Here is a 21,974-nt window from a genome sequence, read left to right on the forward strand (position 1 = left end):
GGTCTCGACTGATCGCTCGCAGGCTCGCTGCTCGACCGCCAGGGGTTGGGTCCCTGCCCTAGGGGTGTACTGATCGGAGAGGTTGGTCAAGCGGCTGATGGGCGTTGACCTGCCGATTGCGGTGTGGGGCCGGTGGTGGTTGTACTCGTGGATCCATGCTGGCAGAGCTTTCCTGCGGACGGACTCCGAGGAGTAGAACCGTTTGAAGGCCCAACCGTCGGCCATGGTGCGGTGGAAGCGCTCGATCTTCCCGTTGGTCTGCGGCCGGTAGGGCCGGGTCCGCTTGTGCACGATGTTGAGTTCGGCGCAGGTGTCACGCCATAGGAACGAGCGGTAGCAGCTGCCGTTGTCGGTGAGGACCCGCTCGACGGTGACTCCTCGGGCTTCGAACCAGGCGACGGCGTTGCGCAGGACCGTCGCTGCGGTGGCGGCCGTCTCGTCGTCGTGGATCTCGGCGTAGGCGACCCGGGAGTGGTCGTCGAGGACGGTGTGCACGAACGCGGTGCCCATCTTGGGGTTGTGCCACTGGTTGCGGGGCTTGCCCGACGTGGCTCGCCGGTTCTGTCGGCCCTGGACCCGGCCGACGTAGCGCCACCCGCCTCCATCGGGCACGTTGCCGAGCTTCTTGACGTCGCCATGGAGCATCGAACCGGGGTGGTCGTGCTCATAGCGGCGGGTCGGCTCGCCGGTGACCCGGTCGACGTGGGAGAGCCGGTTGATCCGGCATCGGACCAGCACGGCGTGGACTGTCGAGGCAGCACACCCGACCCGGTAGCTGATCTCGACCGGGCCCAAGCGTTGCTTCCAGCGCAGGTGCACGATCTTGCGCACAATCGGCTGCGGTGTCTTGTTCGGAGATCGATGCGGCCGAGATGACCGGTCGGCCATGCCGGCTTCGCCGAGTTCGCGATAACGCTCAGCCCACCGCTTCGCGGTCGGCCACGAGACGTCGTAACGCTCAGCCGCGCGCCGGACCGGCCAGTGGTGATCGATGATCAGACGCGCCAGCCTCAGACGGGCGCGCGGGGTCAGGGCAGCGTTAGCGTGGGACACGAAGACCTCCTGGGTCGTGGAGCGGTTCCTAGGTAGCTCCACTCCACGCCCGGAGGTCTTCGCCTACCAAGCTCATTCAGATCGTGTCGTCACACGATCTCAACCAACGTGCCCGATCAGTACACCTAGGTCACCGGGTCTCGACTGGCCGCTCGCGAGCTCGCTGCTCGACCACCCGTGGTTGCGATCCCGCCCCGACCGCCGGGCCCAGCCCCGCGGCGTACTGCGTCGTCGTTGCCAAGAACCCAACCACCCATGGACTCGAGGTCTCGACTGGTCGCTCGCAGCCTCGCTGCTCGACCACCCGGGGTCGGGTCCCTGCCCGACCTCACCGGGTCTCGTCTGATCGCTCGCAGGCTCGCTGCTCGACCACCCGGTGGTCGGGTCCGTGCCCAAGGTCACCAGGTCTCGACTGGCCGCTCGCAGGCTCGCTGCTCGACCACCCGGTGGTCGGGTCCCTGCCCCAGGTCACCGGGTCTCGTCTGGCCGCTCGCAAGCTCGCTGCTCGACCACCTCTGGGTCCGGTCCCTGCCCAAGGTCACCGGGTCTCGTCTGGCCGCTCGCAGGCTCGCTGCTCGACCACCAGGGGGTCCGGTCCCCGTCCCAGGTCACCGGGTCTCGACTGGCCGCTCGCAGGCTCGCTGCTCGACCACCAGGGGGTCCGGTCCCCGTCCCAGGTCACCGGGTCTCGTCTGGCCGCTCGCAGGCTCGCTGCTCGACCCCCCGGAGGTCCGGTCCCTGCCCTAGGTCACCGGGTCTCGACTGGTCGCTCGCAGGCTCGCTGCTCGACCACCTGTGGTTGGGTCCCTGCCCTAGGTCACCGGGTCTCGTCTGATCGCTCGCAAGCTCGCTGCTCGACCACCAGTCGGTCGGGACCGCACCCGACCGCAGGACCCAGCCAGGCGGCGTACTCCTCATCGTTGCCAAGAACCCAACCACGCACAGCCTGCTACAGCGCTGCTGCCTCCGCGGTCAGGCGGAGCTGTTGTTGCCGGTGGTGACGGGTGGCCTCGACGGTGAAGATCACGAGGGCCACCCAGACGAGGCCGAAGCCGACCCAGCGCATGGGTGACATGTGCTCGTCGAGCACGGTCACGCCGAGGAGGAACTGCAGGATCGGGGCGAGGTACTGCAGCAGGCCCAGACTCGTCATCGGCACCCGGATCGCGGCTGCGCCGAAGCAGAGGAGGGGTACGGCGGTCACAATCCCCGTCGATGCGAGCAGGAGGGAGTGGCCGACACCGTGTCCGACGAAGTGCCCGGAGCCCGACGCGCTCAGCCAGAACAGGTAGCCCAGCGCCACCGGGGCCAGCACCATCGTCTCGAAGGTCAGGCTCTCGACGGCCTCGACTCCCGCCTGCTTCTTGGCGAGCCCGTAGGTGCCGAAGGAGAAGGCCAGCGTGACCGCCACCCAGGGTGGGTGCCCGTAGTCGACGGTCAGCCCGACGACGGCGACGAACGCGATGCCGAGCGCCAGCCACTGCCAACGGCGGAGTCGCTCTCGCAGGACCACGACGCCCATGAGCACCGTCACCAGCGGGTTGATGAAGTAGCCGAGCGACGTCTCCACGACCCGGTGGTTGTTGACGCCCCAGATGTAGGTGCCCCAGTTCACCGCGATCACGACCGCGGCCAACGTCAGCAGGTTGCGAGCACGATGACGCCGGAACAGTGCACGGAACTGCGGCAGCCGGCGCGACAGTGCCACGACGAGGAGCATCGTCGCCAAGGACCAGGCGACGCGGTGGGCCAGGATCTCGAGGGCACCGGCGGGCTCGAGCAGGGGGAAGTAGAGCGGGAAGGCGCCCCAGAGCACGTACGCCGCGACGCCGTACAGGAGACCGCGGCGTGAGTCGGGCATGCCTTGACTGTAGGGCTCAGGTCTCGACCCGCCGTTGCGGGTCCGCAGGCTCACCCGCAGGCTCGCTCGACCTCTTCGCGTCGAGTCTCCGCTCGTGCCTCGCGGAGCCTCGGCTCAGATGATCGTCCAGGTGTCCGAGCCGGAGATCAGCCCGGCGAGCGCGGCCTGGCGGTCCCCGATGCCCTCGCTGGCGGTGGCGATCTGCTGCCGGGCCTGGTCGTCGTACGTCGGCCGGTCGACGTCGCGGAAGATCCCGATCGGCGCCTGGTGGAGCACGCCGGCGTCGGTCAGCCGAGACAGTGCGAAGGCCATCGACGGGTCGGCGTTGTGGGCGTCGTGGACGAGCAGGGCGTCGGTGCCGACAGCGGCGACCTCGACCACCTTCACGCCGCCCGACTCCGGGTCGCGGGCGATGCCCTTGGTGCCGAGGCCGTCCTCGCCGAGCTGTCCGAAGCGGATCGGCTCACCGTGCTCGAGCGGGATGATCGCGTCGGACTTCGTGTCGTTGTCCTTGATCGCGTCGAAGGCGCCGTCGTTGAAGATCGGGCAGTTCTGGTAGATCTCCACCAGGGCGGTGCCGCGATGGGCGGCGGCGGCGCTGAGGACCGAGGTGAGGTGCTTGCGGTCGGAGTCGACGGTCCGCGCCACGAAGGACGCCTCCGCGCCGAGCGCGAGCGAGACGGGGTTGAACGGGTGGTCGACCGAGCCCAGTGGGGTCGACTTGGTGATCTTGCCCGGCTCCGAGGTGGGGGAGTACTGGCCCTTGGTGAGCCCGTAGATCCGGTTGTTGAACAGCAGGATCTTCAGGTTCACGTTGCGGCGCATCGCGTGGATCAGGTGGTTGCCGCCGATCGACAGCGCGTCACCGTCGCCGGTGACCACCCAGACCGAGAGATCCTGGCGTGCGGTCGCGATGCCGCTCGCGATCGCCGGCGCGCGGCCGTGGATCGAGTGGATGCCGTAGGTGTCGAGGTAGTACGGGAACCGCGAGGAGCAGCCGATGCCGGAGACGAACACGATGTTCTCGCGGCGCAGGCCCAGCTCCGGCAGGAAGCCCTGAACCGCGGCCAGCACGGCGTAGTCGCCGCAGCCCGGGCACCAGCGGACCTCCTGGTCGGAGGTGTACTCCTTGCGGTTCTGCGGTACGTCGCTGGTCGGGACGCCGGCCAGTCCGGGGAAGGGGAGCTCCTGGGTGGTCACTTGACGGCCTCCATCTCACCGGTGTGGCCGAGCTGGTCGGCGCCACCCCCGGTGTGCGCGATCAGGTCGGTGATGGCCTCGGCGAGCTCGGCGGCCTTGAGCGGCATGCCGTTGACCTGGTTGTAGCCGGCCACGTCGACGAGGTACTTCGCGCGGATCAGCAGGGACAGCTGGCCGAGGTTCATCTCGGGGACCATCACCGCGTCGTACCGCTTGAGGATCTCGCCGAGGTCCTTCGGGAACGGGTTGAGGTGGCGCAGGTGCACCTGGGCGACGTCGAGGCCGGCCTTGCGGACTCGGCGGCAGGCAGCACCGATCGGGCCGTACGTCGACCCCCAGCCGAGCACCAGCACCTTGGCTGCACCGGACGGGTCGTCGACCTCGAGCGGGGGCAGCGACTCGGCGATCCGGTCGACCTTGGCCTGCCGGATCCGCACCATGTAGTCGTGGTTGGCCGGGTCGTAGGAGATGTTGCCGTGCCCGTCGCCCTTCTCCAGGCCGCCGATGCGGTGCTCGATCCCCGGCGTGCCCGGGATCGCCCACGGCCGCGCGAGGGTCTCCTCGTCGCGCAGGTAGGGCCAGAACTCCTCGCTGGTCGACTCGGTGACCTCGCCGTCACGGCTCTTGCTCTTGGTCACCACGGTCTTGTTCGGGCCGGTGGCGAAGTCGGGCTCGATGGCGGGCAGGTCGGCGATCTCGGGGATCCGCCAGGGCTCGGAGCCGTTGGCGAGGTAGCCGTCGGAGAGCAGCATCACCGGCGTGCGGTAGGTGACCGCGATCCGGATCGCCTCGATCGCGGCGGTGAAGCAGTCGCCGGGTGACTGCGGGGCGACGATCGGGACCGGCGCCTCGCCGTTGCGGCCGAACATCGCCTGCAGCAGGTCGGCCTGCTCGGTCTTGGTCGGCAGGCCGGTCGACGGACCGCCTCGCTGCACGTCGATGATGAGCAGCGGCAGCTCGGTCATCACGGCGAGGCCGATCGTCTCGGACTTCAGCGCGATCCCCGGACCGGAGGTCGTGGTGACCCCCAGCGAGCCGGCGAACGCCGCTCCGAGCGCGGCGCCGATGCCGGCGATCTCGTCCTCGGCCTGGAACGTGGTGACACCGAACCGCTTGTGCTTGCTCAGCTCGTGGAGGATGTCGGAGGCCGGAGTGATCGGGTAGGAGCCCAGGAACACGGGCAGACCGGTCTGGACGCCGCCGGCGATCAGGCCGTAGGACAGCGCCAGGTTGCCGGAGATGTTGCGGTAGGTGCCGACCGGCATGGCGGCCGGCTTGATCTCGTACTGGACGACGAAAGCCTCGGTGGTCTCGCCGAAGTTCCAGCCGGCCTTGAACGCGGTGATGTTGGCGTCGCGGATGTCGGGGGCCTTGGCGAAGCGGGCGTTGAGGAAGTCGATCGTGGTCTCGGTCGGCCGGCCGTACATCCAGGACAGCAGGCCGAGGGCGAACATGTTCTTCGCACGGGCGGCGTCCTTGCGGGAGAGCCCGAACTCCTTGACCGCCTCGACCGTCATCCCGGTCAGGTCGAGCACGGACAGGTTGTACTTCTGGGCCAGCGACTCGGCGCTGTCGTCCTCGAGCGGGTTCGAGTCGTAGCCGGCCTTGGCGAGGTTGCGGTCGGTGAAGTCGTGGGAGTCGACGATGATCGCGGTGCCCGGCGCCATGTCCCCGAGGTTCGCGCGCAGTGCTGCCGGGTTCATCGCGACGAGCACGTCGGGAGCGTCGCCTGCGGTCAGGATGTCGTGGTCGGCGAAGTGCACCTGGAACGACGACACCCCGGGCAGCGTGCCCTGGGGGGCGCGGATCTCCGCCGGGAAGTTGGGGAAGGTCGCGAGGTCGTTGCCGAACGCCGCGGACTCCTGGGTGAACCGGTCGCCGGTGAGCTGCATCCCGTCACCGGAGTCGCCGGCGAAGCGAATGATCACCCGGTCGAGCTGCTGGACCTGCTTGGCCACGCGAAACGCCTTCTTCTCCTCGAGCTGCCGCCTCGCGGGCGGCAAGCGCGTACGTGTGTACGGCGCCATCCTAGAGCGAAACTAGAACGCGTTCTAGTTGTCCCTCTCCACCGCTCCACGATAGTCGGCGATCTCCGGATCCGGGGCGCATCTCAACACACAGGCGCAGACGTGACACGCCTCACTACCTGTGATTTGCTATAGGCCTACCTAAGTGTAGTAAATTAAGTGACTAACCGGAAGCCTCTCGGGCAGATTTGAAGGAGCACCCGCATGACCAGCAAGCACGCCGTTCCCCGCCAGTGGGGTCGACGAGGCCTGGCCCTCGCAGCAGGAGTCGCGGCAGCAGCCATGGCGTTGACGGGCTGCGGCTCGAGCTCCGACGCCGCCAGCAAGACCAACCTGAACGTGGTCGGCTTCTCGATCCTGGAGCAGCCCAACAAGCAGGTCTTCAGCGACTTCGAGAAGACCTCTGCCGGCAAGGACGTCACCTTCAAGGGCTCGTACGGTGCCTCGGGTGACCAGAGCCGCGCCGTCGCCGCCGGCCAGAAGGCCGACATCGTGCACTTCTCGCTCGCGACCGACATCACCCGCCTGGTCGACGCCGGACTCGTGGCGAAGGACTGGAACACCGGTCCCACCAAGGGCATCGCCAGCCAGTCCGTGGTCGTCTTCGTGGTCCGCAAGGGCAACCCCAAGGGCATCAAGTCCTGGTCCGACCTGGTCAAGCCGGGCGTCAAGATCATCACCCCGAACCCCGGCTCGTCGGGTTCCGCTCGCTGGAACATCCTCGCCGCCTGGGGCTCGGTGATCGCCAACGGCGGCACCGAGGACGACGCCAAGGCGTACCTCACCAAGTTCTTCGGCAACACCGTCGCGCTCCCGGGCAGCGGCCGTGAGGCGACGACCGCCTTCCAGAGCGGCAACGGCGACGTGCTGCTGTCCTACGAGAACGAGGCGATCCTGGCCCGCCAGAACGGTGCCGACTTCGACTACATCGTCCCCGACCAGACCCTCCTGATCGAGAACCCGGCCGCGGTCACCACCAAGGCGAAGCCGGCCGCGCAGAAGTTCCTGGACTACCTGGAGAGCAAGGACGGTCAGCTCGACTACGCGAAGAGCGGCTTCCGCCCGCTCGTCGACGTGGGCTCGTTCGAGACCAAGGGTGCCAACGACCCGTCGAACCCGTACCCGACGCCGACCACCCTGCTCACCATCGACAAGGACTTCGGTGGCTGGGCAGAGGCGGCAACGAAGTTCTTCGACGAGAAGACCGGCATCGTGACGCAGATCCAGGCAGCCACGGGCAAGTCGTGACCGTAGCCGCCACCACGGTTGCTCCCGGCGCTCCGGGTACGACGCGCACGCGTCGTCCCCGGGGCACCGGTGCGCTCGGCGTACCCTCGACCCTCGGTCTGGGGATCGCCCTCACCTGGTTCAGCCTGCTCGTCCTGATCCCGCTGTGCGCGGTGATCATCACCGCCGCGGGCGGGGGCTGGTCGGACTTCTGGGGCACCATCACGAGCTCGCAGACGGCTGCCGCGATCCGGCTCACCGTCGCGCAGTCCGCGATGGTGACCGCGATCAACATCGTGATGGGCACGGCTCTTGCCTGGGTGCTCGTGCGCGACCGGTTCTGGGGCAAGCGCGCCCTCGATGTCGTGATCGACGTACCGTTCGCGCTGCCCACGATCGTCGCCGGGCTGGTGCTGCTCTCGCTGTACGGCCCGCAGTCGCCCCTCGGGGTCAACGTGGCGAACACGCGGATGGCGGTCTTCCTCGCGCTCGCGTTCGTGACGCTGCCGTTCGTGGTGCGTACGACGCAGCCGGTGCTCGAGGCTCTGGACCGCGACGTCGAGGAGGCGGCCGCGTCGCTCGGCGCCAGCCGGCTGACCACGTTCCGGCGCGTGATCCTGCCGGCGCTCGCCCCGGCCATCGCCGCGGGCGCCGCCCTGTCCTTCGCCCGGGGGATCAGCGAGTACGGCTCGCTGGTGCTGCTCTCCGGCAACCTTCCCAACCGCACCGAGGTGGCATCGGTCCGCGTGCTGGCCTACGAGGAGAACGGCAACAGCGCCGCTGCGGCATCGGTCGCGGCGATCCTGCTCGTGGTCGCGCTCGTGGTCATCGTCGGGCTCGACCTCATCCAGCGAAGGGTGGCGCGCCGTGGCTGACAGCCGACTTCGAGAGCCGCTCGGTGTGCGGATCGCGCTCCGCACCGTGACGATCGGCTACGTCTTCCTCCTCGTCGCGTGGCCGACGACGCTCGTGTTCAAGAACGCGCTCGGCGACGGCTGGTCGGCCATGTTCGACTCGCTCCGGGACCCGGCCGTGACCCACGCCCTGCAGCTGACCGCGACCATCTCGGTCATCGCCGTCGCGATCAACCTCGTCTTCGGGGTCGGGATCTCGCTGCTCCTCGTGCGCTACGAGTTCTGGGGCAAGCGGGTGCTGTCCGCGCTGATCGACGTGCCGCTGTCGGTCTCGCCGGTCGTCGTCGGCCTGGCGCTGCTGCTGGTCTACAACGGCCGCGACGGCTGGTTCGGTCCGACGCTGGAGAAGCTCGGCGTCCAGATCATCTTCGCCACTCCGGGGATGGTGATGGCCACCGTCTTCGTCGCGCTGCCACTGGTGATCCGCGAGGTCGTACCGGTGCTCCAGGAGATCGGCGACGACCAGGAGCAGGCCGCCCGGAGCCTCGGTGCCAGCGGCCTGCAGACCTTCCGGCGGATCACGCTGCCCGGCATCAAGTGGGCCGTCGTGTACGGCGTCGTGCTCAGCCTCGCGCGCTCCCTGGGGGAGTTCGGCGCAGTGAAGATCGTCTCGAGCAACATCGCCGAGGACACCCAGACCACGACCCTCCTCGTCGAGGCCAAGTACCAGAACTTCGAGCAGGCGACGGCGTACTCCGCCGCGGCGGTCCTCGCCCTCGCCGCGATGACCTGCCTGGTCATCGTGTCGATCCTGCGCCCCAAGGAGAGCCATGAGTGAGCGAAGCGAACGACAAGTCCAACACAGCGAGCCTGCTCATGTAGCGGCCGATGCGAAGCGAGGTCGCTCATGAGCATCAAGGTGTCCGGTATTACGAAGACCTATGGCGACTTCGTCGCCCTGGACGACGTCTCGGTCGACCTTCCGACCGGCCAGCTGACCGCCCTGCTCGGGCCGTCGGGCGGCGGCAAGTCGACGCTGCTGCGGATCATCGCGGGCCTCGAGACCGCCGACGGGGGCACCGTCACGATCGAGGGCCACGAGGCCACGCACCTGCCGCCGCAGAAGCGCAACGTGGGGTTCGTCTTCCAGCACTACGCGGCCTTCAAGCACATGAGCGTGGCGCGCAACGTGGCCTTCGGCCTGGAGATCCGCAAGCGGCCGAAGGACGAGGTCCGCCGCCGGGTCGACGAGCTGCTGGAGCTGGTGCACCTGTCCCAGTTCGCCGACCGGCTGCCGGCACAGCTGTCCGGAGGGCAGCGGCAGCGGATGGCGCTGGCCCGCGCGCTGGCGGTCGAGCCGAGCGTGCTGCTGCTCGACGAGCCGTTCGGCGCGCTCGACGCCAAGGTCCGCAAGGAGCTGCGTGAGTGGCTGCGCCGACTGCACGACGAGGTGCAGGTGACGACGGTGTTCGTGACCCACGACCAGGAGGAGGCCCTGGAGGTCGCCGACGAGATCGTGGTCATCAACGAGGGCCGGATCGAGCAGGTCGGCAGCCCCGACCAGCTCTACGACGCCCCGGCCAACGACTTCGTGATGAGCTTCCTCGGCCCCACCACCGAGATCGACGGTGCGCTGTACCGGCCGCACGACATCGAGGTCTTCACGCACCCCGGCATCGCGGGGTCCATCCCGGCGCGGATCGTCCGCGAGCTGCGCGTCGGGTTCGAGGTGCGGCTCACCGTCGAGCTGCTGGATGCCGCCCACGAGGAGATCACCGTGACCGTGACGCGGGCGCACCAGCGCTCGCTCGGGCTGCGCACCGACCTCGACGTGTGGCTGGCGCCGACGCACGGCGCGGTGGTGCCGATCATGGAACCGGTCGAGACGGCTACGGCCTGACCGCCTCCAGGTAGGCCCGCCAGCCTCCGTGCGGGGTGATGTCGCGCGCGGGGTCGACGCCGTCTGCGGTGCACACGAAGCCCAGCACCGACGAGCCGTCCGCCAGGTCGAGCGGCCCGAGCGCCAGGGGCGGCAGCACCGTCGCGACGAACGCTGCCAGCTGGGCGGCCGGGAGGCGCCAGACCTCGACGTCGATGCCCGAGCCGGTCGGAGACCCATCGCGCAGGCGGGTCAGGCCCGGACGTGGCAGCGGCCCGTCGACGAGGTACATCCGGTAGTCCGGTGCGGTCCTCGCGGCGAAGGCGAGGGTCGCGCCACGGCGTACCAGCTCGCCGTTGAGCGGCTGGCCGCTCAGGTGCGCCCCGGCGACGGCGACCAGCACGGAGTCCGGGTCGGTGCCTCGGGCACCCGCGTCGACCTCCTCGCCGCACCAGGCGGCCGCCAGGTCCACGAGCGCGTCGTCGTGACCCGCGGGAGCGAGCAGCTGTACGCCGAACGGGAGCCCGTCCGCCCGCGGCGGACCTGGGACAGCGACGGCACAGAGGTCGAGCAGGTTGGTCATGTTGGTGAACCTGCCGAGCGTCGTGTTCACCCCGATCGGGTCCGCGGCGACCGCGGCGAGCGTCGGGTGGGTGGGTGTCACGGGGAGGAGGAGTGCGTCCAGCCGCGACCACAGCGGCTCTGCCGCCCGCGACAGCTCGGCGAGCCGCCCGAAGCCCGCGAACGCCTCGCTCGCGGTGACCGCCTCGCCGCGTCGCACGATCGCCCGGACCGTCGGGTCGACCGCGGGGTCGTCGTCCATCCGGTCGCCGAACGCGAGCCACCGCTCGGCGAGCCAAGGCCCGGCGTAAAGGAGCTCGGCCGCCTCGAGGAGCGGTGAGACGTCGACCCGGACGACCACGCCGAGGCCGTGCGCCAGCTCGACCGCCTGCTTCCAGGCGAGTTCGTGCGCGTCGTCCAGCCCGAGGTCCGCCGAGGGCACGCCGATCACCGGCGGGCCGGCCGGGCGCCCGGCCGGCCGGAGGCGGCGGGAGTACGGGTCCGCGGCGTCGTAGGAGCCCATCACCTCGAAGGCGCGCCGCGCCGTGGCGACCGTGCGCGCCATCACCGTCACGCAGTCCAGCGTCCGGCAGGCAGGGACGACGCCGCGGGTCGACACGAGCCCACGGCTCGGCTTGATCCCGACGATGCCGTTGAAGGCTGCCGGCACGCGGCCGCTGCCGGCGGTGTCGGTCCCGAGCGCGAAGTCGACCTCGCCCGAGGCAACGGCCACCGCGCTGCCCGAGCTGGAGCCGCCGCTCACGTGCTCGTCGGAGTACGCCGAGGAGCAGGCGCCGTAGGGGGAGCGCGTGCCGACCAGCCCGGTGGCGTACTGGTCCAGGTTGGTCTTCCCGACGGGGACGGCTCCGGCAGCCAGCAGCTGCTCGACCACGTACGCCGACCGGGCCGCCGGCGTCACGTTGCGCGGGTCGCCGGCCGTCGTGGGCGTCCCGGCCAGGTCGATGTTGTCCTTGATGGCGAAGCGGAGCCCGGCGAGCGGGCCTTCCCCCGTGGCGAACGCTGCCTGCTCCGCCTCGGAGAGACGGGAGATGAACACCGGGTCGCTCATGCCAGCCACCGCTTCCGCTCGGCCTCGAAGGCTGCTCTCCTGGTCGCGCGGACGGACGCGATCTCGTCGCCCGCCTCGCGCTCGAGCGCGCGCACCTCGGCGAGCGAGAACGACGCCGGCGCCACGTCGAGGTCGGCGCGGCCGGCCCGGATCTGCTCGCGCTCGTGCGCCAGCTCGTCCGCGGTCACCGGCCGGAAACGGATCCGGTCGAACTGCCGCAGCAACCACGGCTGCTCGTCGCGTCCGGAGAGCCGCCACATCGGGACGGTCCGTCCCACCAGCTGGTAGCCACCCGGACCCTCCATGCCGTAGACGCACAGGTAGATGCCGCCGATGCCGACAGCGCTCTCCGGCGTCCACGTGCGGGCGGGGTTGTACTTGGTCGTGACCAGCCGGTGGCGGGGGTCGATCGGCACCGCCACGGGCGCACCCAGGTAGACGTCACCGAGGCCGACCACGAGGTAGGTCGCGGCCGCGACCACGTCGAAGACCTCGTCCCGCTCCGGCAGGGCGTTGACCCGGCGGATGAACTCCACGTTGTCCGGGCACCACGGCGCATCCGGCCGCACGGAGGTCGCGTACCGGCGCATCGCCTCGTGGGTCGCCGGGTGGTCGAAGGCGATCGGCAGGACGACCTCACGTGCCGGGAGCACTGCCGTCTCCGGATCCTCGAGGCCGAGGGCAAGCACGGCGAGGTGCTTGCCCACGGTCTCGAGGTCGGTGACCGAGGTGTCCACGGCGACCAGGACGGATCGCACCCCTTCGACGATCTCGGTCACCCCCTCGAGGCCTTCGGCGCGCAGCGCCTGGGCCAGCAGGTGGATCCACACCCGCACGCCGAGGTCGAGCTCGGTCGGGCCGGCCTCGACGAGGAGGTGGCGATCGCCCGACCGCCTGATCGTGTACGCCGGTGCGGTCGACGTCGCGTCGGCGGCCTGCAGCTCCTGGGGCCGTGCGAAGGAGCCGGCGCCTGTCGTGATCCCCGGCGCGTCTTCGCCGGGATCCGGGCTGCCCAGGGACACGGTGGCCAGCCTTGCCCGGCGTACGCGCATCGCCTCGGCGGCCTGCTCCGGCGTGACCGGCACCAGCCGCAGCCGCGCACCCGGCCTCAGCTGGCCGAGGATCCACCGGTCGGCCTCGATGACGCCCGCCGGCACGACGAAGCCGCCGAGCGACGGCCCGTCCTTGCCGACGATCACCGGGGTGTCCCCGGACAGCATGATCCCGCCCACGGGGTAGGCGGAGTCGTGCACGTTCGAGGGATGCAGCCCGGCCTCGCCACCGTCGGTGCGCGCCCAGCCCGGGGTCGGACCGACGAGCCGGATCCCGGTCCGGTCGGCCCGGTGGTCGACCAGCCAGGTCGTCGCGAAGAGCTCCGCGACGCCAGCCTCGGTCAGGTGCTCCGGCGCGCCGTGCGGGCCCGGGAGGACCCGGACGTCCCACTCGTCCGGCAGCTCGGGGAGCACGGGTGCGACGGGCGCGAGCCGGTTGTCGCGCCGTCCGAGGAGGATCGCGTCGTCGGTGACCAGGGCGCGGCCGTCGACCCCGCCGAACCCGCCGAGCAGGAAGGTCGACCTGCTGCCGAGCACCCGGGGCACGTCCAGCCCGCCCTCGATCGCGACGTAGGCGCGCATGCCGGCTCCGTCGAGCGGACCGACGTCGAGCACCGCACCGGCGGGCAGCATGGCGACGGCGCCGGCGCGCAGCGGGCGTCCGTCCACCGTCGCCCGGGTTGCCGCTCCGCCGATGCACACCAGCCGCGCCTCGTCGAGCCGCAGGCGCGGTCCGCGGACCACGCACTCGAGCCCGGCCGCGTTGGCGTGGTTCCCGACACCGGCGTTGACCAGGACCATGGTGAGCTCGTCGAAGGCGCCGGAGGGTGGCACTCCGACGTCCCACAGCCCGGTGCGACCGACGACGTCCTGCACGGTCGTCTGCACACCGCCGTCGAGGACCGAGACGGCCGCCATCAGCCCCACCGGCCGAGCAGCTGCACGGGCGTCGGGTCCCAGCCGTTGCACGGGTTGTTGAGCTGCGGGCAGTTGCTGATCAGGACCAGGATGTCGCGACTCGCCGTCAGCTCGACGTGCTTCCCGGGCGCGGACAGCCCGTCCTCGAACGTCAGGTCGCCGTTGCCGGTCACGGGCACGTTCATGAAGAAGTTGATGTTGTGCCCGAGGTGGCGCTGGCCGATGCCGGCCGGTGCGCCGTACCGGAGGAAGGTCTCCCGGCACGCGTGCTGGTGCCGGGTGTGCTCGCCGTACCGGATGACGTTGCTCTCCTGCGCGCACGCGCCGCCGACGGTGTCGTGCCGGCCGCAGGTGTCGTCGGTGATCACCGCGAGCTCCTCGAGCCGGTGGGAGAGCAGCCGGGAACCGGTGGTCAGGAACACTGCTCCCTGCTCACGCACCGTGTCGAAGGCGGAGTAGCGGTGGTCGATGTCCGCGGCGTCGTAGAGGAGCGTGTCGACCGCCTGGTTGCCGTGCAGGTCGACGATGCGCAGCCGGCCGCCGGCGGGCACCGGCACGAGTGCGCCGTCGCCGGCCTGGACGACCGTGTCGAGCACGGTCGCCTGGAGGGTGCTGGTCATGCCAGGACCCTCCCGGCCATCTCGAGCGCCCGTCGGGACTCGTCGCGGAAGGTCGAGCTCGGATCGGTGTCGTCGCGCGGCTGCGCACGCCGCACGCCCACCCGGACACCGGCCGGCGCGTACGCGGCAGTCGACATCGGGTGCGGCGCGGTCGAGACCACGACCAGCACGTCGGCCTCGGTCCGGAGCACCACCTGGTCGCCCTCCTGCGTGTGACCGGCGACCCACCCCAGCGAGGCTCGGGCGTCGTCGACGATGCCGACCTTGCTGAAGAAGTTCACCGGGCCGTGCAGGTCGGCCTCGCCGAGGCCGTGCTTGGTCAGCTCGCCGACCAGGCCCGCCCGGGCGGACCTCCGCCAGGCGTTGCGGTGCTCTGCGTAGCTGGACGCGCCGTGCCGGGCGAGGTGCTCGTCGTGCCCGAAGCCGGTGAGGCAGTCGTGCCACGACGAGGTCGACGAGACCACGGAGGCCAGCGCGAGCCCGCGGTCGGACATCAGCACCATCGGCGGCCGGATGCAGGCCGACATCTGCGCCTTCATCGTGTCCGGCACGTTGAGCCGGTCGAGACGGTCGGGACCGTAGAGCAGAACGCTCGCGTTGGCGTCGGCTCCCAGGGCGGTCAGCGTGACCAGCCGCCCCGCCGGGACGGGCCAGGACCAGGCCGCACCTCCGGGGATGTCGTGGGCGTACCTCACGCCTCCTCCTCGACGGTGGCTCCCAGCTGCGGCAGGGCCAGGGTGAGCGGCGCGACCGGCTCGCCGATGGCCCGGTGGTACGCCGTGCGCTGGTAGAGGTAGGCCAGCACCCCGCCGCCGGCGGTCACCGCGAGCGCGATCAGCGGCAGGTAGTGCAGGTACCAGCCCTCGCCGGCAGGGTCGTAGACCTCCGCGCGGGGCCAGCCGAGGTTGACCGTCATGAGGGCGCCGTAGGCGACGGCCACGACGTTCACGACGATGCCGGCGCGGCCCAGGGAGAACAGCGGACGGCCGTCCTCGTCGACACCCTCGGGGAGGGCGTCGCCCTTGATCCGGCGTACCAGCAGGGGAACGGTGACCATGAGGTAGGCGACGTAGAGCAGCATGATGCAGACGCTGGCCAGACCGAGGAAGAGACCGGCGTTGCCCACGTTGACGAGCAGGCAGGCAGCGGCGCCGATGCCCGGGACCACGGTCGCCAGGAGCGGTGTGCCGGTGCGCTCGGAGACCTTGCTCAGCTGGGCCGAGAAAGGCAGCACGTGGTCGCGCGCCATCGAGAAGATCATCCGGGCGGCGGCGGTCTGGATGGCCAGCGTGCACACGGAGACGGCGAACGCCACGTCGAGCAGCAGCAGCTTGCCGGTGGTCGTGCCGAGCTGGCTGGTGAGCACGTAGGGGAGGCCTTCGATCCCGAGCTTCCCGTCGGTCAACGAGGGGGCGGCCATCAGTGCGGCGACGATCAGGAACGCACCGCCGAGACCGGACGCGACGACCGCGCGGATGATCGTGCGCGGCGTGGTGCCGCGCGGCTTGTGGGTCTCCTCGGAGAGCTCCCCCGCGCTGTCGAACCCGACCAGAACGTAGGCGGCCATCAGCGCCGAGATCAGCAGCGGTACGACGTACCCGGTGGTGTGGTCGAGGTTCGTGGTGTGCAGGACCACCGACGGACCGCGCTCGGCGTGGCCGAACAGCAGGATCACGAGCAGCACGACGCCGATCAGCTCGCAGGTCACGCCCACGGAGTTCACGATCGCCGTGGTGCGCACGCTCAGCGCGTTCAGCGACGTGGTGACCACGAGCAGCAGGCAGCCGAGGAGGACGGCGTTCGCCGCGCCGTCGCGCGAGGCCAGCGAGGGGTCCGTGCCGACGATCTGGAACCCGGACCACACGGCCGGGAGCACCACCTGCAGCGCGATGGCGGCGGCTGCCACGGTGATGACCTGCGCGATCACCATCGTCCAGCCGGCGAACCAGCCGAGGACGGCGCCGCCGAGCCGGCGCGACCACTGGTAGATGGCGCCGGAGATCGGGTAGTGCGCGGCGAGCTCGGCGAAGCAGAGCGCCACCATCAGCTGGCCGGCGAAGACGACCGGCCAGGTCCAGAAGAACGCGGTGCCCCCGAAGCTGAAGCCGAGGCCGAACAGCTGGAACACGGTGGTGAGGATCGAGACGAAGGAGAAGCCGGCGGCGAACGAGGCGTAGGAGCCGACGCGCCGGGAGAGCTGCTGGTGGTAGCCGAAGCCTTCGAGGTCGGTCGCGCTGACCGAGTCGAGCTGTGGGTCCGCAGTGGAGAGTGACATCGGGAGCCTTTCGATGCTCTGGCTCCGGAGACGCGCGGGCAGCCCGGGGCCAACATGGCCTCCCGGGCTTTTGTCCCGCCGTGGAACGACCGGCACCACGCTGTGCCGATCGCCTCCCCTCTCGGACCAGTCCTCCACCTCACGTGGAGCGGAACCCTAGGGGCGCCCCGCCTCTTCAACGGGTCGGAACCACTACAGGACGCCGCAGTTTCGGACCGGTGGCTCCGATGTGAAGTCTGTGTTACCTCCGCCTCACACCGTCGCGTCCGCCGGGGGCCGGGGCCGGCGAGACCTCAGGAGAGCGACTCGGCGCGAGCCTTCAGCGCTTCCGCGTGGCGCCGGAACCCGTCGGCCACGCGGCCCGGGCCGGCCAGCGGGACGAGGGGTCCCGAGAACTCCTCGACGGTGTCGTAGACGGTCGGCCCGCCGGAGACCTGGCTGAGCCGCTGGTAGCGGGTGCCCTTCACGAGGCCGACCTTCGCCGGGAAGCCCTCGTAGACGTAGGCGAGCGTCGCTCGCACCGTCCCGCCGTCCTGGTGCGGCGGCTCGACCTGGCTGATCCGCTCCGGTGAGCGGGTGGTCCTGCCGTTCGGCCAGCGCACGTGCAGCACGATCGGGTCGCCGGGCGCCGGGGGAGTCGGGCACTCGGCGCGGAACAGGAACGGATTCCACTCGCCGTACGCGTCGATGTCCATCATCACCGCCCACACGGTCTCCAGCGGGGCGTCGATGGCGACGGTCGCGCCGGGCCGGGCTTCGGGCATGGAAGCATGCTAGGCCGAGCCGGTGGTCGAGCCTGTCGAGGCCTTCGGTGCCCGACTAGGTTGGTCCCTCGTGAAGAAGATCGGGTTCCTGTCCTTCGGCCACTGGACGCCGTCGCCGGCGTCCCAGGTCCGCACCGCCTCCGACGCCCTCCTGCAGTCGATCGACCTCGCGGTCGCCGTAGAGGAGCTCGGTGGCGACGGCGCGTACTTCCGGGTGCACCACTTCGCCCGGCAGCTCGCGTCGCCGTTTCCCCTGCTGGCTGCGGTGGGGGCACGGACCAGCCGGATCGAGATCGGTACGGCGGTCATCGACATGCGCTACGAGAACCCGCTCTACATGACCGAGGACGCCGGCGCCGCCGACATCATCTCCGGCGGCCGGCTGCAGCTCGGCATCAGCCGCGGTTCACCCGAGCAGGTGATCGACGGGTTCCGCTACTTCGGCTACGAGCCGACGGAGGGGGCGACCGACGCGGACATGGCGCGCAGCCACACCGAGGTCTTCCTGCGGATGCTCACCGGCGAGGGCTTCGCCCAGCCGAACCCGCGGCCGATGTTCCCCAACCCGCCCGGTGCGCTCCGCCTCGAGCCGCACTCGGAGGGCCTCCGCGAGCGGATCTGGTGGGGAGCCGGAACCCGCGCGACCGCGGAGTGGACCGCGCGACAGCGGATGAACCTGATGAGCTCCACCCTCCTGACCGAGGACACCGGGGTCCCGTTCCACCAGCTCCAGGCCGAGCAGATCCAGCTGTTCCGCGACACCTGGAAGGCGGAGGGACACCCGGGTGAGCCGCGGGTCTCCGTGAGCCGGAGCATCTTCCCGCTCGTCGACGACCGTGACCACGCCTACTTCGGGCAGAGCGCTGACTCCGACCAGGTCGGCTACATCGACGGCAGCGTCGCCCGCTTCGGTCGCTCGTACGCCGCCGAGCCCGACCGCCTGGTCGCCGAGCTCGCCGAGGACGAGGCGATCGCCGCGGCGGACACGCTCCTGCTCACCGTGCCGAACCAGCTCGGTGTCGACTACAACGCGCACGTGGTGGAGAGCGTGCTGAAGCACGTGGCGCCGGAGCTCGGCTGGCGCTGAGGCACCTGCCCGGGGCCGGCGTACCGGCTCACGCGCTCCGGGTGTCGCGGCGGCCGGCGAGCAGCCGTACGACGTAGGCGTCCACCTCGTCGCGCTCCGTGCGCAGGCCTGCCAGCTCCAGGCTCGCTGCCCGCGCGTTGTCGACCGCCGTGGACTGGTCCCAGAACCGCCACTGCCAAGACTCGAGACCCACGGCGTCTCCTTCATATTGCTAGATAATGACCAAAGTCTAGTGACTTTATAGTCATTGGGGAAGAGTCCGCCCCGCAGTCCTCCCGCGACGTCCACATCACGGACGCTGGGCGAGCCGAGTTGCGAAGTAAGCCAATTGCCTTCATTATTCCGACTAAATAACTAGACATTGACTCTCGGGATCCAACGCGCGGCGCCTCGGCGTCGTCGTCACGAGAGGTAATTCGTTGCGCAGATCGCTTCGTATCGCAGGCCTGACCGCGGCTGGTGCCGTGGCCGTCGCCACGATTCCACTGCTCGGCGCCGGGAGCGCCCAGGCAGCCTGGACCGGCGGCGACCTCGTCGTCTACCGGGTCGGCAGCGGGTCCGGTTCCCTCAGCAACGCCGCCGCAGCGGTGTTCCTCGACCGGTTCCACCCGGACGGCTCGACGGCCGGTACGACGTCGCTGCCGACGACCGCGGCGAACGGCAACCAGCCTCTGACTGCCGCAGGCCTCTCTCGCTCGGAGGGCTTGATCGCCACCTCCCCCGACGGCCACTACCTCACTGTCACCGGGTACGCCGCGGCGCCGGGGACCCAGGGCCCGACGGTCCCCTCGCAGCTGACCAACGGCACCACGACGGTGCCGACCGGCCTCACCTCGACGGACCGCAACAGCACTCCGCGCGTGGTCGGCATCGTCGACAGCGCCGGCAACGTGGACACCACCACCGCGCTCACCGGTGCGAACGCTCCCACGATCATCCGCTCGGCCGTCACGGACGGGCAGCGGTTCTGGGCCACCGGTGACCAGAGCGGGATCGTCGGCGCGAAGCTCGGCGAGGCCCCGACGCTGATCGCGAGCGGGGCGAACCTCAACGGCGTCACGATCCAGAGCGGCCAGCTCTTCACCGGCGGCAGCCTGACCAACCGGCTCGGCGTCGTCGGGAGCGGCCTGCCGGCGTCGTCGACGAGCATCGCACCGCTTCCCCTCGCCAGCACCGGTCTCGACGGCCTGCCGGCGAACCTCCTCAGCTACGGCTACGCGTTCGTCGACCGCGTCGGCGGCACCGGGTACGCCGGCACGCCCGTCGACACGCTCTACGTCGCGAACGCCTCCAACCGCAACGGGACGCTGGACAAGTACTCGTGGAACGGCAGCGTCTGGCAGCCCAAGGGCTGGATCGACGTGCCGGGCATCCTCGGTCTGGTGGCACACCCGGCGGGGTCGACCGTCGAGCTGGCGATCACCACGCCGAAGGAGCTGCTGACCAAGACCGACGCCGCCTCGGCGACCTCCGTGCTCACCGCCGGCGCTCCCACGCACCTGGTGGACGCCCCGGCGAACACCGAGTTCCGTGGGGTCGCGCTGGCCCCCACGGGCACCGACGGACCGTTGCTGCTTCCCCACCTGCCGGCGGCCGGGACGGCGTACACGATCGGCGCGACGATCCCGGTCTCGGCGACCGTCATCGGGACCGGGGCCACCTCGGTGTCCTTCCAGCTCGGGTCCGGGCCCGCCGCTGCCGGTGTGCACGCCGGCGGGAACCTCTGGACCGCGACCCTGCCGACGGCCGGCCTCGCCCCCGGCGCGGCCGACATCACCGTCACCGCCACCGACGGGACGACCCCGCGGGTCGCGACGTCGAGCGTGGCCCTCGCCAGCCCGGCCCCGCCGCCGCCGTCGGTGCCGGCCGGTGCGGCACCCGTCGGGACGTACTCCTGGCGCAACGTGCTGTTCGTCCGGAAGGGCGCGTGGGGCAGCTTCTCCACGCCGTACTCGCCCGACCACGCGGGCCTGGTGAGTGCCACGAAGGGCCGCACGATCCGCGGCACGGCGTACGGCACCGGGCTGAGCCTGGTCTTCGTCCGCCGCCCCAACGCCGGCAAGGTGGCGATCACCATCGACGGCCGGACCACGGTGGTCGACCTCTACGCCAAGCGGGCTGTCCGGTACCTGCGGAGCTTCAGCTTCGCGGCCGGCTCGCACACCTTCCAGATCAAGGTCCTCGGCACCAAGCGCGCGGCCTCGAAGGGCAAGAACGTGTACGCCGCCGCAGTCCTCGTCCGATGACCTCCCCAGACACGAAGAGAGCAGGAACGCAGATGCGCAACCCAGGCACGCTCCTCACGAGGGTGGCGGTCGCGGCCCTCGCGACCGGGATCCTCGCGCTCGGCGCGAACGGTCTCGCCAGCGCCGACCCCAACTACGACCCGGACGGGAACGGGGGGCTCGGCTCCGGCACCACCGGCACGGCCCCGGTGGGCAAGGCGTCCAGCGAGGTGTGGGCCGGCGTCGGCGCCGACGCCTTCGCCGAGCTCGGCAACAACCTCGCGAAGTCCTACAACACCGATGTCGGCACCAACCCGGTGCTCGCCTCGTTCGACGCGGTCAACCCGGCGACCGGCCTGGCCGGTGACACGATCACCACCAAGCCGGGGTGCTCGCTGACCCGGCCGAACGGCGCCAACGGTGGTCTCACGGCCCTGCTCAACGGCCAGCTGGCCACCGGCGCAGGCGGGGACAACACCAGCTTCTGCATCGACTACGTGCGGGCGAGCCGTGGGCGCGACCTCAGCGTGAACGCCGGCGCCGAGGCGAACCTCACGTTCTTCGCGCAGAGCCAGGATGCCGTCGGGTACGCCACGGTCGGACACGCCTACGCCCCGACGTCGCCGCTGACCACCCAGCAGCTCAAGGCGATCTTCGAGTGCAAGGTCACCGACTGGAGCCAGGTGGGCGGTCAGGCCGGAGCCATCCACGTGTTCGCGCAGCCGTCCTCGGCCGCGACGTACACCCAGTTCCTCAAGAGCATCGGCTCGAGCCTGTCCTCGGTGGACTCCGGCTGCGGTGCCCTCGGCACGGCCGGCTCGAAGCAGACGCTGTCGCAGCAGAACGACGGCCGCACGCTCCAGGGCGATCCGCAGGCCATCGCGCCGTACGCCATCACCAAGTGGGCGGCGCAGGAGAACGAGCCGCCGGGCATCCGCGACTACCGCGGCGGTGCCCTGCTCGGCTACGTGAACACCGCCGTCGAGCCGGTGAAGACCGTCACCGTGGGCCCGAACAGCTACCTCGTCCTCAACGACGCGTTCACCGCGGCCAACCCGACGTTCGCCCGGTACTTCTACAACGCGGTCCGCAACGCAGCGCAGAGCACCTTCGCCCCGGTGTTCGGTGACACCACGACGAGCGCCACCGACGACACTCCCGGCTACCTGTGCGCGCACAAGGATGCGCTGCTGGTGCCGTTCGGCCAGCTGCCGCTGCCGTCGGTCACCAGCCCGCTGCCCGACGGGCAGTACTGCGGGCGCAAGCAACCGTGACCCATGCCCGGGGCCGCTCGATGCCGGC

Annotated in this window: 17 protein-coding genes, 1 pseudogene and 1 riboswitch; of the genes and pseudogenes, 7 read left to right on the forward strand and 11 right to left on the reverse strand. The window is 70.6% G+C overall.

Annotation, left to right across the window (positions count from 1 at the left end):
- Nucleotides 1-66 precede the first annotated feature (66 nt).
- From ACVW00_RS01445 to ACVW00_RS01460, 4 genes and pseudogenes are all read right to left on the reverse strand, one after another.
- Nucleotides 67-1,053: pseudogene (locus ACVW00_RS01445) on the reverse strand (IS481 family transposase); the annotation flags it as partial.
- A 949-nt stretch (nt 1,054-2,002) separates the two neighbouring features.
- Nucleotides 2,003-2,914: an EamA family transporter RarD gene (gene rarD / locus ACVW00_RS01450; RefSeq protein ID WP_457109125.1), complete on the reverse strand. Its 912-nt coding sequence runs from the start codon at nt 2,912-2,914 to the stop codon at nt 2,003-2,005.
- Between the two features lie 114 nt (nt 2,915-3,028).
- The gene (locus tag ACVW00_RS01455) at nt 3,029-4,114 is read right to left on the reverse strand and encodes a 2-oxoacid:ferredoxin oxidoreductase subunit beta (protein WP_457109126.1); all 1,086 of its coding nucleotides are present in this window, start codon (nt 4,112-4,114) and stop codon (nt 3,029-3,031) included.
- On the reverse strand, nt 4,111-6,072 hold the full coding sequence (locus tag ACVW00_RS01460; protein ID WP_457109127.1) for a 2-oxoacid:acceptor oxidoreductase subunit alpha: 1,962 nt from the start codon (nt 6,070-6,072) through the stop codon (nt 4,111-4,113). The genes ACVW00_RS01455 and ACVW00_RS01460 overlap by 4 nt, the downstream gene beginning before the upstream one ends.
- 273 nt (nt 6,073-6,345) lie before the next feature.
- Between ACVW00_RS01460 and ACVW00_RS01465 the strand changes: the two genes are divergently transcribed.
- The 4 genes from ACVW00_RS01465 to ACVW00_RS01480 all read left to right on the forward strand — a co-directional run bounded on the left by ACVW00_RS01465 (nt 6,346) and on the right by ACVW00_RS01480 (nt 10,122).
- Nucleotides 6,346-7,389, forward strand: a complete 1,044-nt coding sequence (locus ACVW00_RS01465; protein WP_457109128.1) for a sulfate ABC transporter substrate-binding protein — start codon at nt 6,346-6,348, stop codon at nt 7,387-7,389.
- The gene (gene cysT, locus ACVW00_RS01470; RefSeq protein ID WP_457109129.1) at nt 7,386-8,243 is read left to right on the forward strand and encodes a sulfate ABC transporter permease subunit CysT; all 858 of its coding nucleotides are present in this window, start codon (nt 7,386-7,388) and stop codon (nt 8,241-8,243) included. Before ACVW00_RS01465 ends, cysT begins: the two co-directional genes overlap by 4 nt.
- On the forward strand, nt 8,236-9,060 hold the full coding sequence (locus tag ACVW00_RS01475) for a sulfate ABC transporter permease (protein ID WP_457109130.1): 825 nt from the start codon (nt 8,236-8,238) through the stop codon (nt 9,058-9,060). Before cysT ends, ACVW00_RS01475 begins: the two co-directional genes overlap by 8 nt.
- Nucleotides 9,061-9,129: 69 nt before the next feature.
- Nucleotides 9,130-10,122, forward strand: coding sequence for a sulfate/molybdate ABC transporter ATP-binding protein (locus tag ACVW00_RS01480; RefSeq protein ID WP_457109131.1), 993 nt, complete (start codon nt 9,130-9,132; stop codon nt 10,120-10,122).
- Here ACVW00_RS01480 and atzF read toward each other — a convergent pair.
- The 6 genes from atzF to ACVW00_RS01510 all read right to left on the reverse strand — a co-directional run bounded on the left by atzF (nt 10,112) and on the right by ACVW00_RS01510 (nt 17,360).
- Nucleotides 10,112-11,731 (reverse strand): allophanate hydrolase, encoded by a 1,620-nt coding sequence (atzF, locus tag ACVW00_RS01485; RefSeq protein ID WP_457109132.1) that lies wholly within the window; start codon nt 11,729-11,731, stop codon nt 10,112-10,114. The two genes, ACVW00_RS01480 and atzF, sit on opposite strands and share 11 nt — an antisense overlap.
- Nucleotides 11,728-13,701 (reverse strand): carboxyltransferase domain-containing protein, encoded by a 1,974-nt coding sequence (locus tag ACVW00_RS01490; RefSeq protein ID WP_457109133.1) that lies wholly within the window; start codon nt 13,699-13,701, stop codon nt 11,728-11,730. The genes atzF and ACVW00_RS01490 overlap by 4 nt, the downstream gene beginning before the upstream one ends.
- Nucleotides 13,701-14,321: an urea amidolyase associated protein UAAP2 gene (locus ACVW00_RS01495; RefSeq protein ID WP_457109134.1), complete on the reverse strand. Its 621-nt coding sequence runs from the start codon at nt 14,319-14,321 to the stop codon at nt 13,701-13,703. Before ACVW00_RS01495 ends, ACVW00_RS01490 begins: the two co-directional genes overlap by 1 nt.
- Nucleotides 14,318-15,016, reverse strand: coding sequence for a DUF1989 domain-containing protein (locus ACVW00_RS01500; protein ID WP_457109135.1), 699 nt, complete (start codon nt 15,014-15,016; stop codon nt 14,318-14,320). The genes ACVW00_RS01495 and ACVW00_RS01500 overlap by 4 nt, the downstream gene beginning before the upstream one ends.
- Entirely contained in the window at nt 15,013-16,596 is a 1,584-nt protein-coding gene (locus ACVW00_RS01505; protein ID WP_457109136.1) for an amino acid permease, read from the reverse strand. The genes ACVW00_RS01500 and ACVW00_RS01505 overlap by 4 nt, the downstream gene beginning before the upstream one ends.
- A 57-nt stretch (nt 16,597-16,653) precedes the next feature.
- Nucleotides 16,654-16,767, reverse strand: a riboswitch (guanidine-I (ykkC/yxkD leader).
- A 122-nt stretch (nt 16,768-16,889) separates the two neighbouring features.
- On the reverse strand, nt 16,890-17,360 hold the full coding sequence (locus ACVW00_RS01510; protein ID WP_457109137.1) for an SRPBCC domain-containing protein: 471 nt from the start codon (nt 17,358-17,360) through the stop codon (nt 16,890-16,892).
- Between the two features lie 70 nt (nt 17,361-17,430).
- Between ACVW00_RS01510 and ACVW00_RS01515 the strand changes: the two genes are divergently transcribed.
- Nucleotides 17,431-18,447 (forward strand): LLM class flavin-dependent oxidoreductase, encoded by a 1,017-nt coding sequence (locus ACVW00_RS01515; RefSeq protein WP_457109138.1) that lies wholly within the window; start codon nt 17,431-17,433, stop codon nt 18,445-18,447.
- 28 nt (nt 18,448-18,475) lie between these two features.
- On the opposite strand, the gene ACVW00_RS01520 is transcribed toward ACVW00_RS01515, so the two are convergent.
- Nucleotides 18,476-18,640, reverse strand: a complete 165-nt coding sequence (locus tag ACVW00_RS01520) for a hypothetical protein (RefSeq protein WP_457109139.1) — start codon at nt 18,638-18,640, stop codon at nt 18,476-18,478.
- A gap of 271 nt (nt 18,641-18,911) precedes the next feature.
- Between ACVW00_RS01520 and ACVW00_RS01525 the strand changes: the two genes are divergently transcribed.
- Both ACVW00_RS01525 and ACVW00_RS01530 read left to right on the forward strand, forming a co-directional pair.
- Nucleotides 18,912-20,693 carry a hypothetical protein gene (locus tag ACVW00_RS01525; RefSeq protein ID WP_457109140.1) on the forward strand — a complete coding sequence of 594 codons (1,782 nt, stop codon included), beginning with the start codon at nt 18,912-18,914 and terminating at the stop codon, nt 20,691-20,693.
- 32 nt (nt 20,694-20,725) lie between these two features.
- Nucleotides 20,726-21,946, forward strand: coding sequence for a substrate-binding domain-containing protein (locus ACVW00_RS01530; RefSeq protein WP_457109141.1), 1,221 nt, complete (start codon nt 20,726-20,728; stop codon nt 21,944-21,946).
- Nucleotides 21,947-21,974 lie beyond the last annotated feature (28 nt).

The sequence above is a fragment of the Marmoricola sp. URHA0025 HA25 genome (assembly GCF_054059435.1).

Bases quoted from the DNA above. Each gene is read 5' to 3' on its own strand.
- rarD (WP_457109125.1), bottom strand. From the start codon at position 2,914: ATGCCCGACTCACGCCGCGGTCTCCTGTACGGCGTCGCGGCGTACGTG.
- ACVW00_RS01465 (WP_457109128.1), top strand. From the start codon at position 6,346: ATGACCAGCAAGCACGCCGTTCCCCGCCAGTGGGGTCGACGAGGCCTG.
- ACVW00_RS01480 (WP_457109131.1), top strand. From the start codon at position 9,130: ATGAGCATCAAGGTGTCCGGTATTACGAAGACCTATGGCGACTTCGTC.
- atzF (WP_457109132.1), bottom strand. From the start codon at position 11,731: ATGAGCGACCCGGTGTTCATCTCCCGTCTCTCCGAGGCGGAGCAGGCA.
- ACVW00_RS01490 (WP_457109133.1), bottom strand. From the start codon at position 13,701: ATGGCGGCCGTCTCGGTCCTCGACGGCGGTGTGCAGACGACCGTGCAG.
- ACVW00_RS01495 (WP_457109134.1), bottom strand. From the start codon at position 14,321: ATGACCAGCACCCTCCAGGCGACCGTGCTCGACACGGTCGTCCAGGCC.
- ACVW00_RS01505 (WP_457109136.1), bottom strand. From the start codon at position 16,596: ATGTCACTCTCCACTGCGGACCCACAGCTCGACTCGGTCAGCGCGACC.
- ACVW00_RS01510 (WP_457109137.1), bottom strand. From the start codon at position 17,360: ATGCCCGAAGCCCGGCCCGGCGCGACCGTCGCCATCGACGCCCCGCTG.
- ACVW00_RS01530 (WP_457109141.1), top strand. From the start codon at position 20,726: ATGCGCAACCCAGGCACGCTCCTCACGAGGGTGGCGGTCGCGGCCCTC.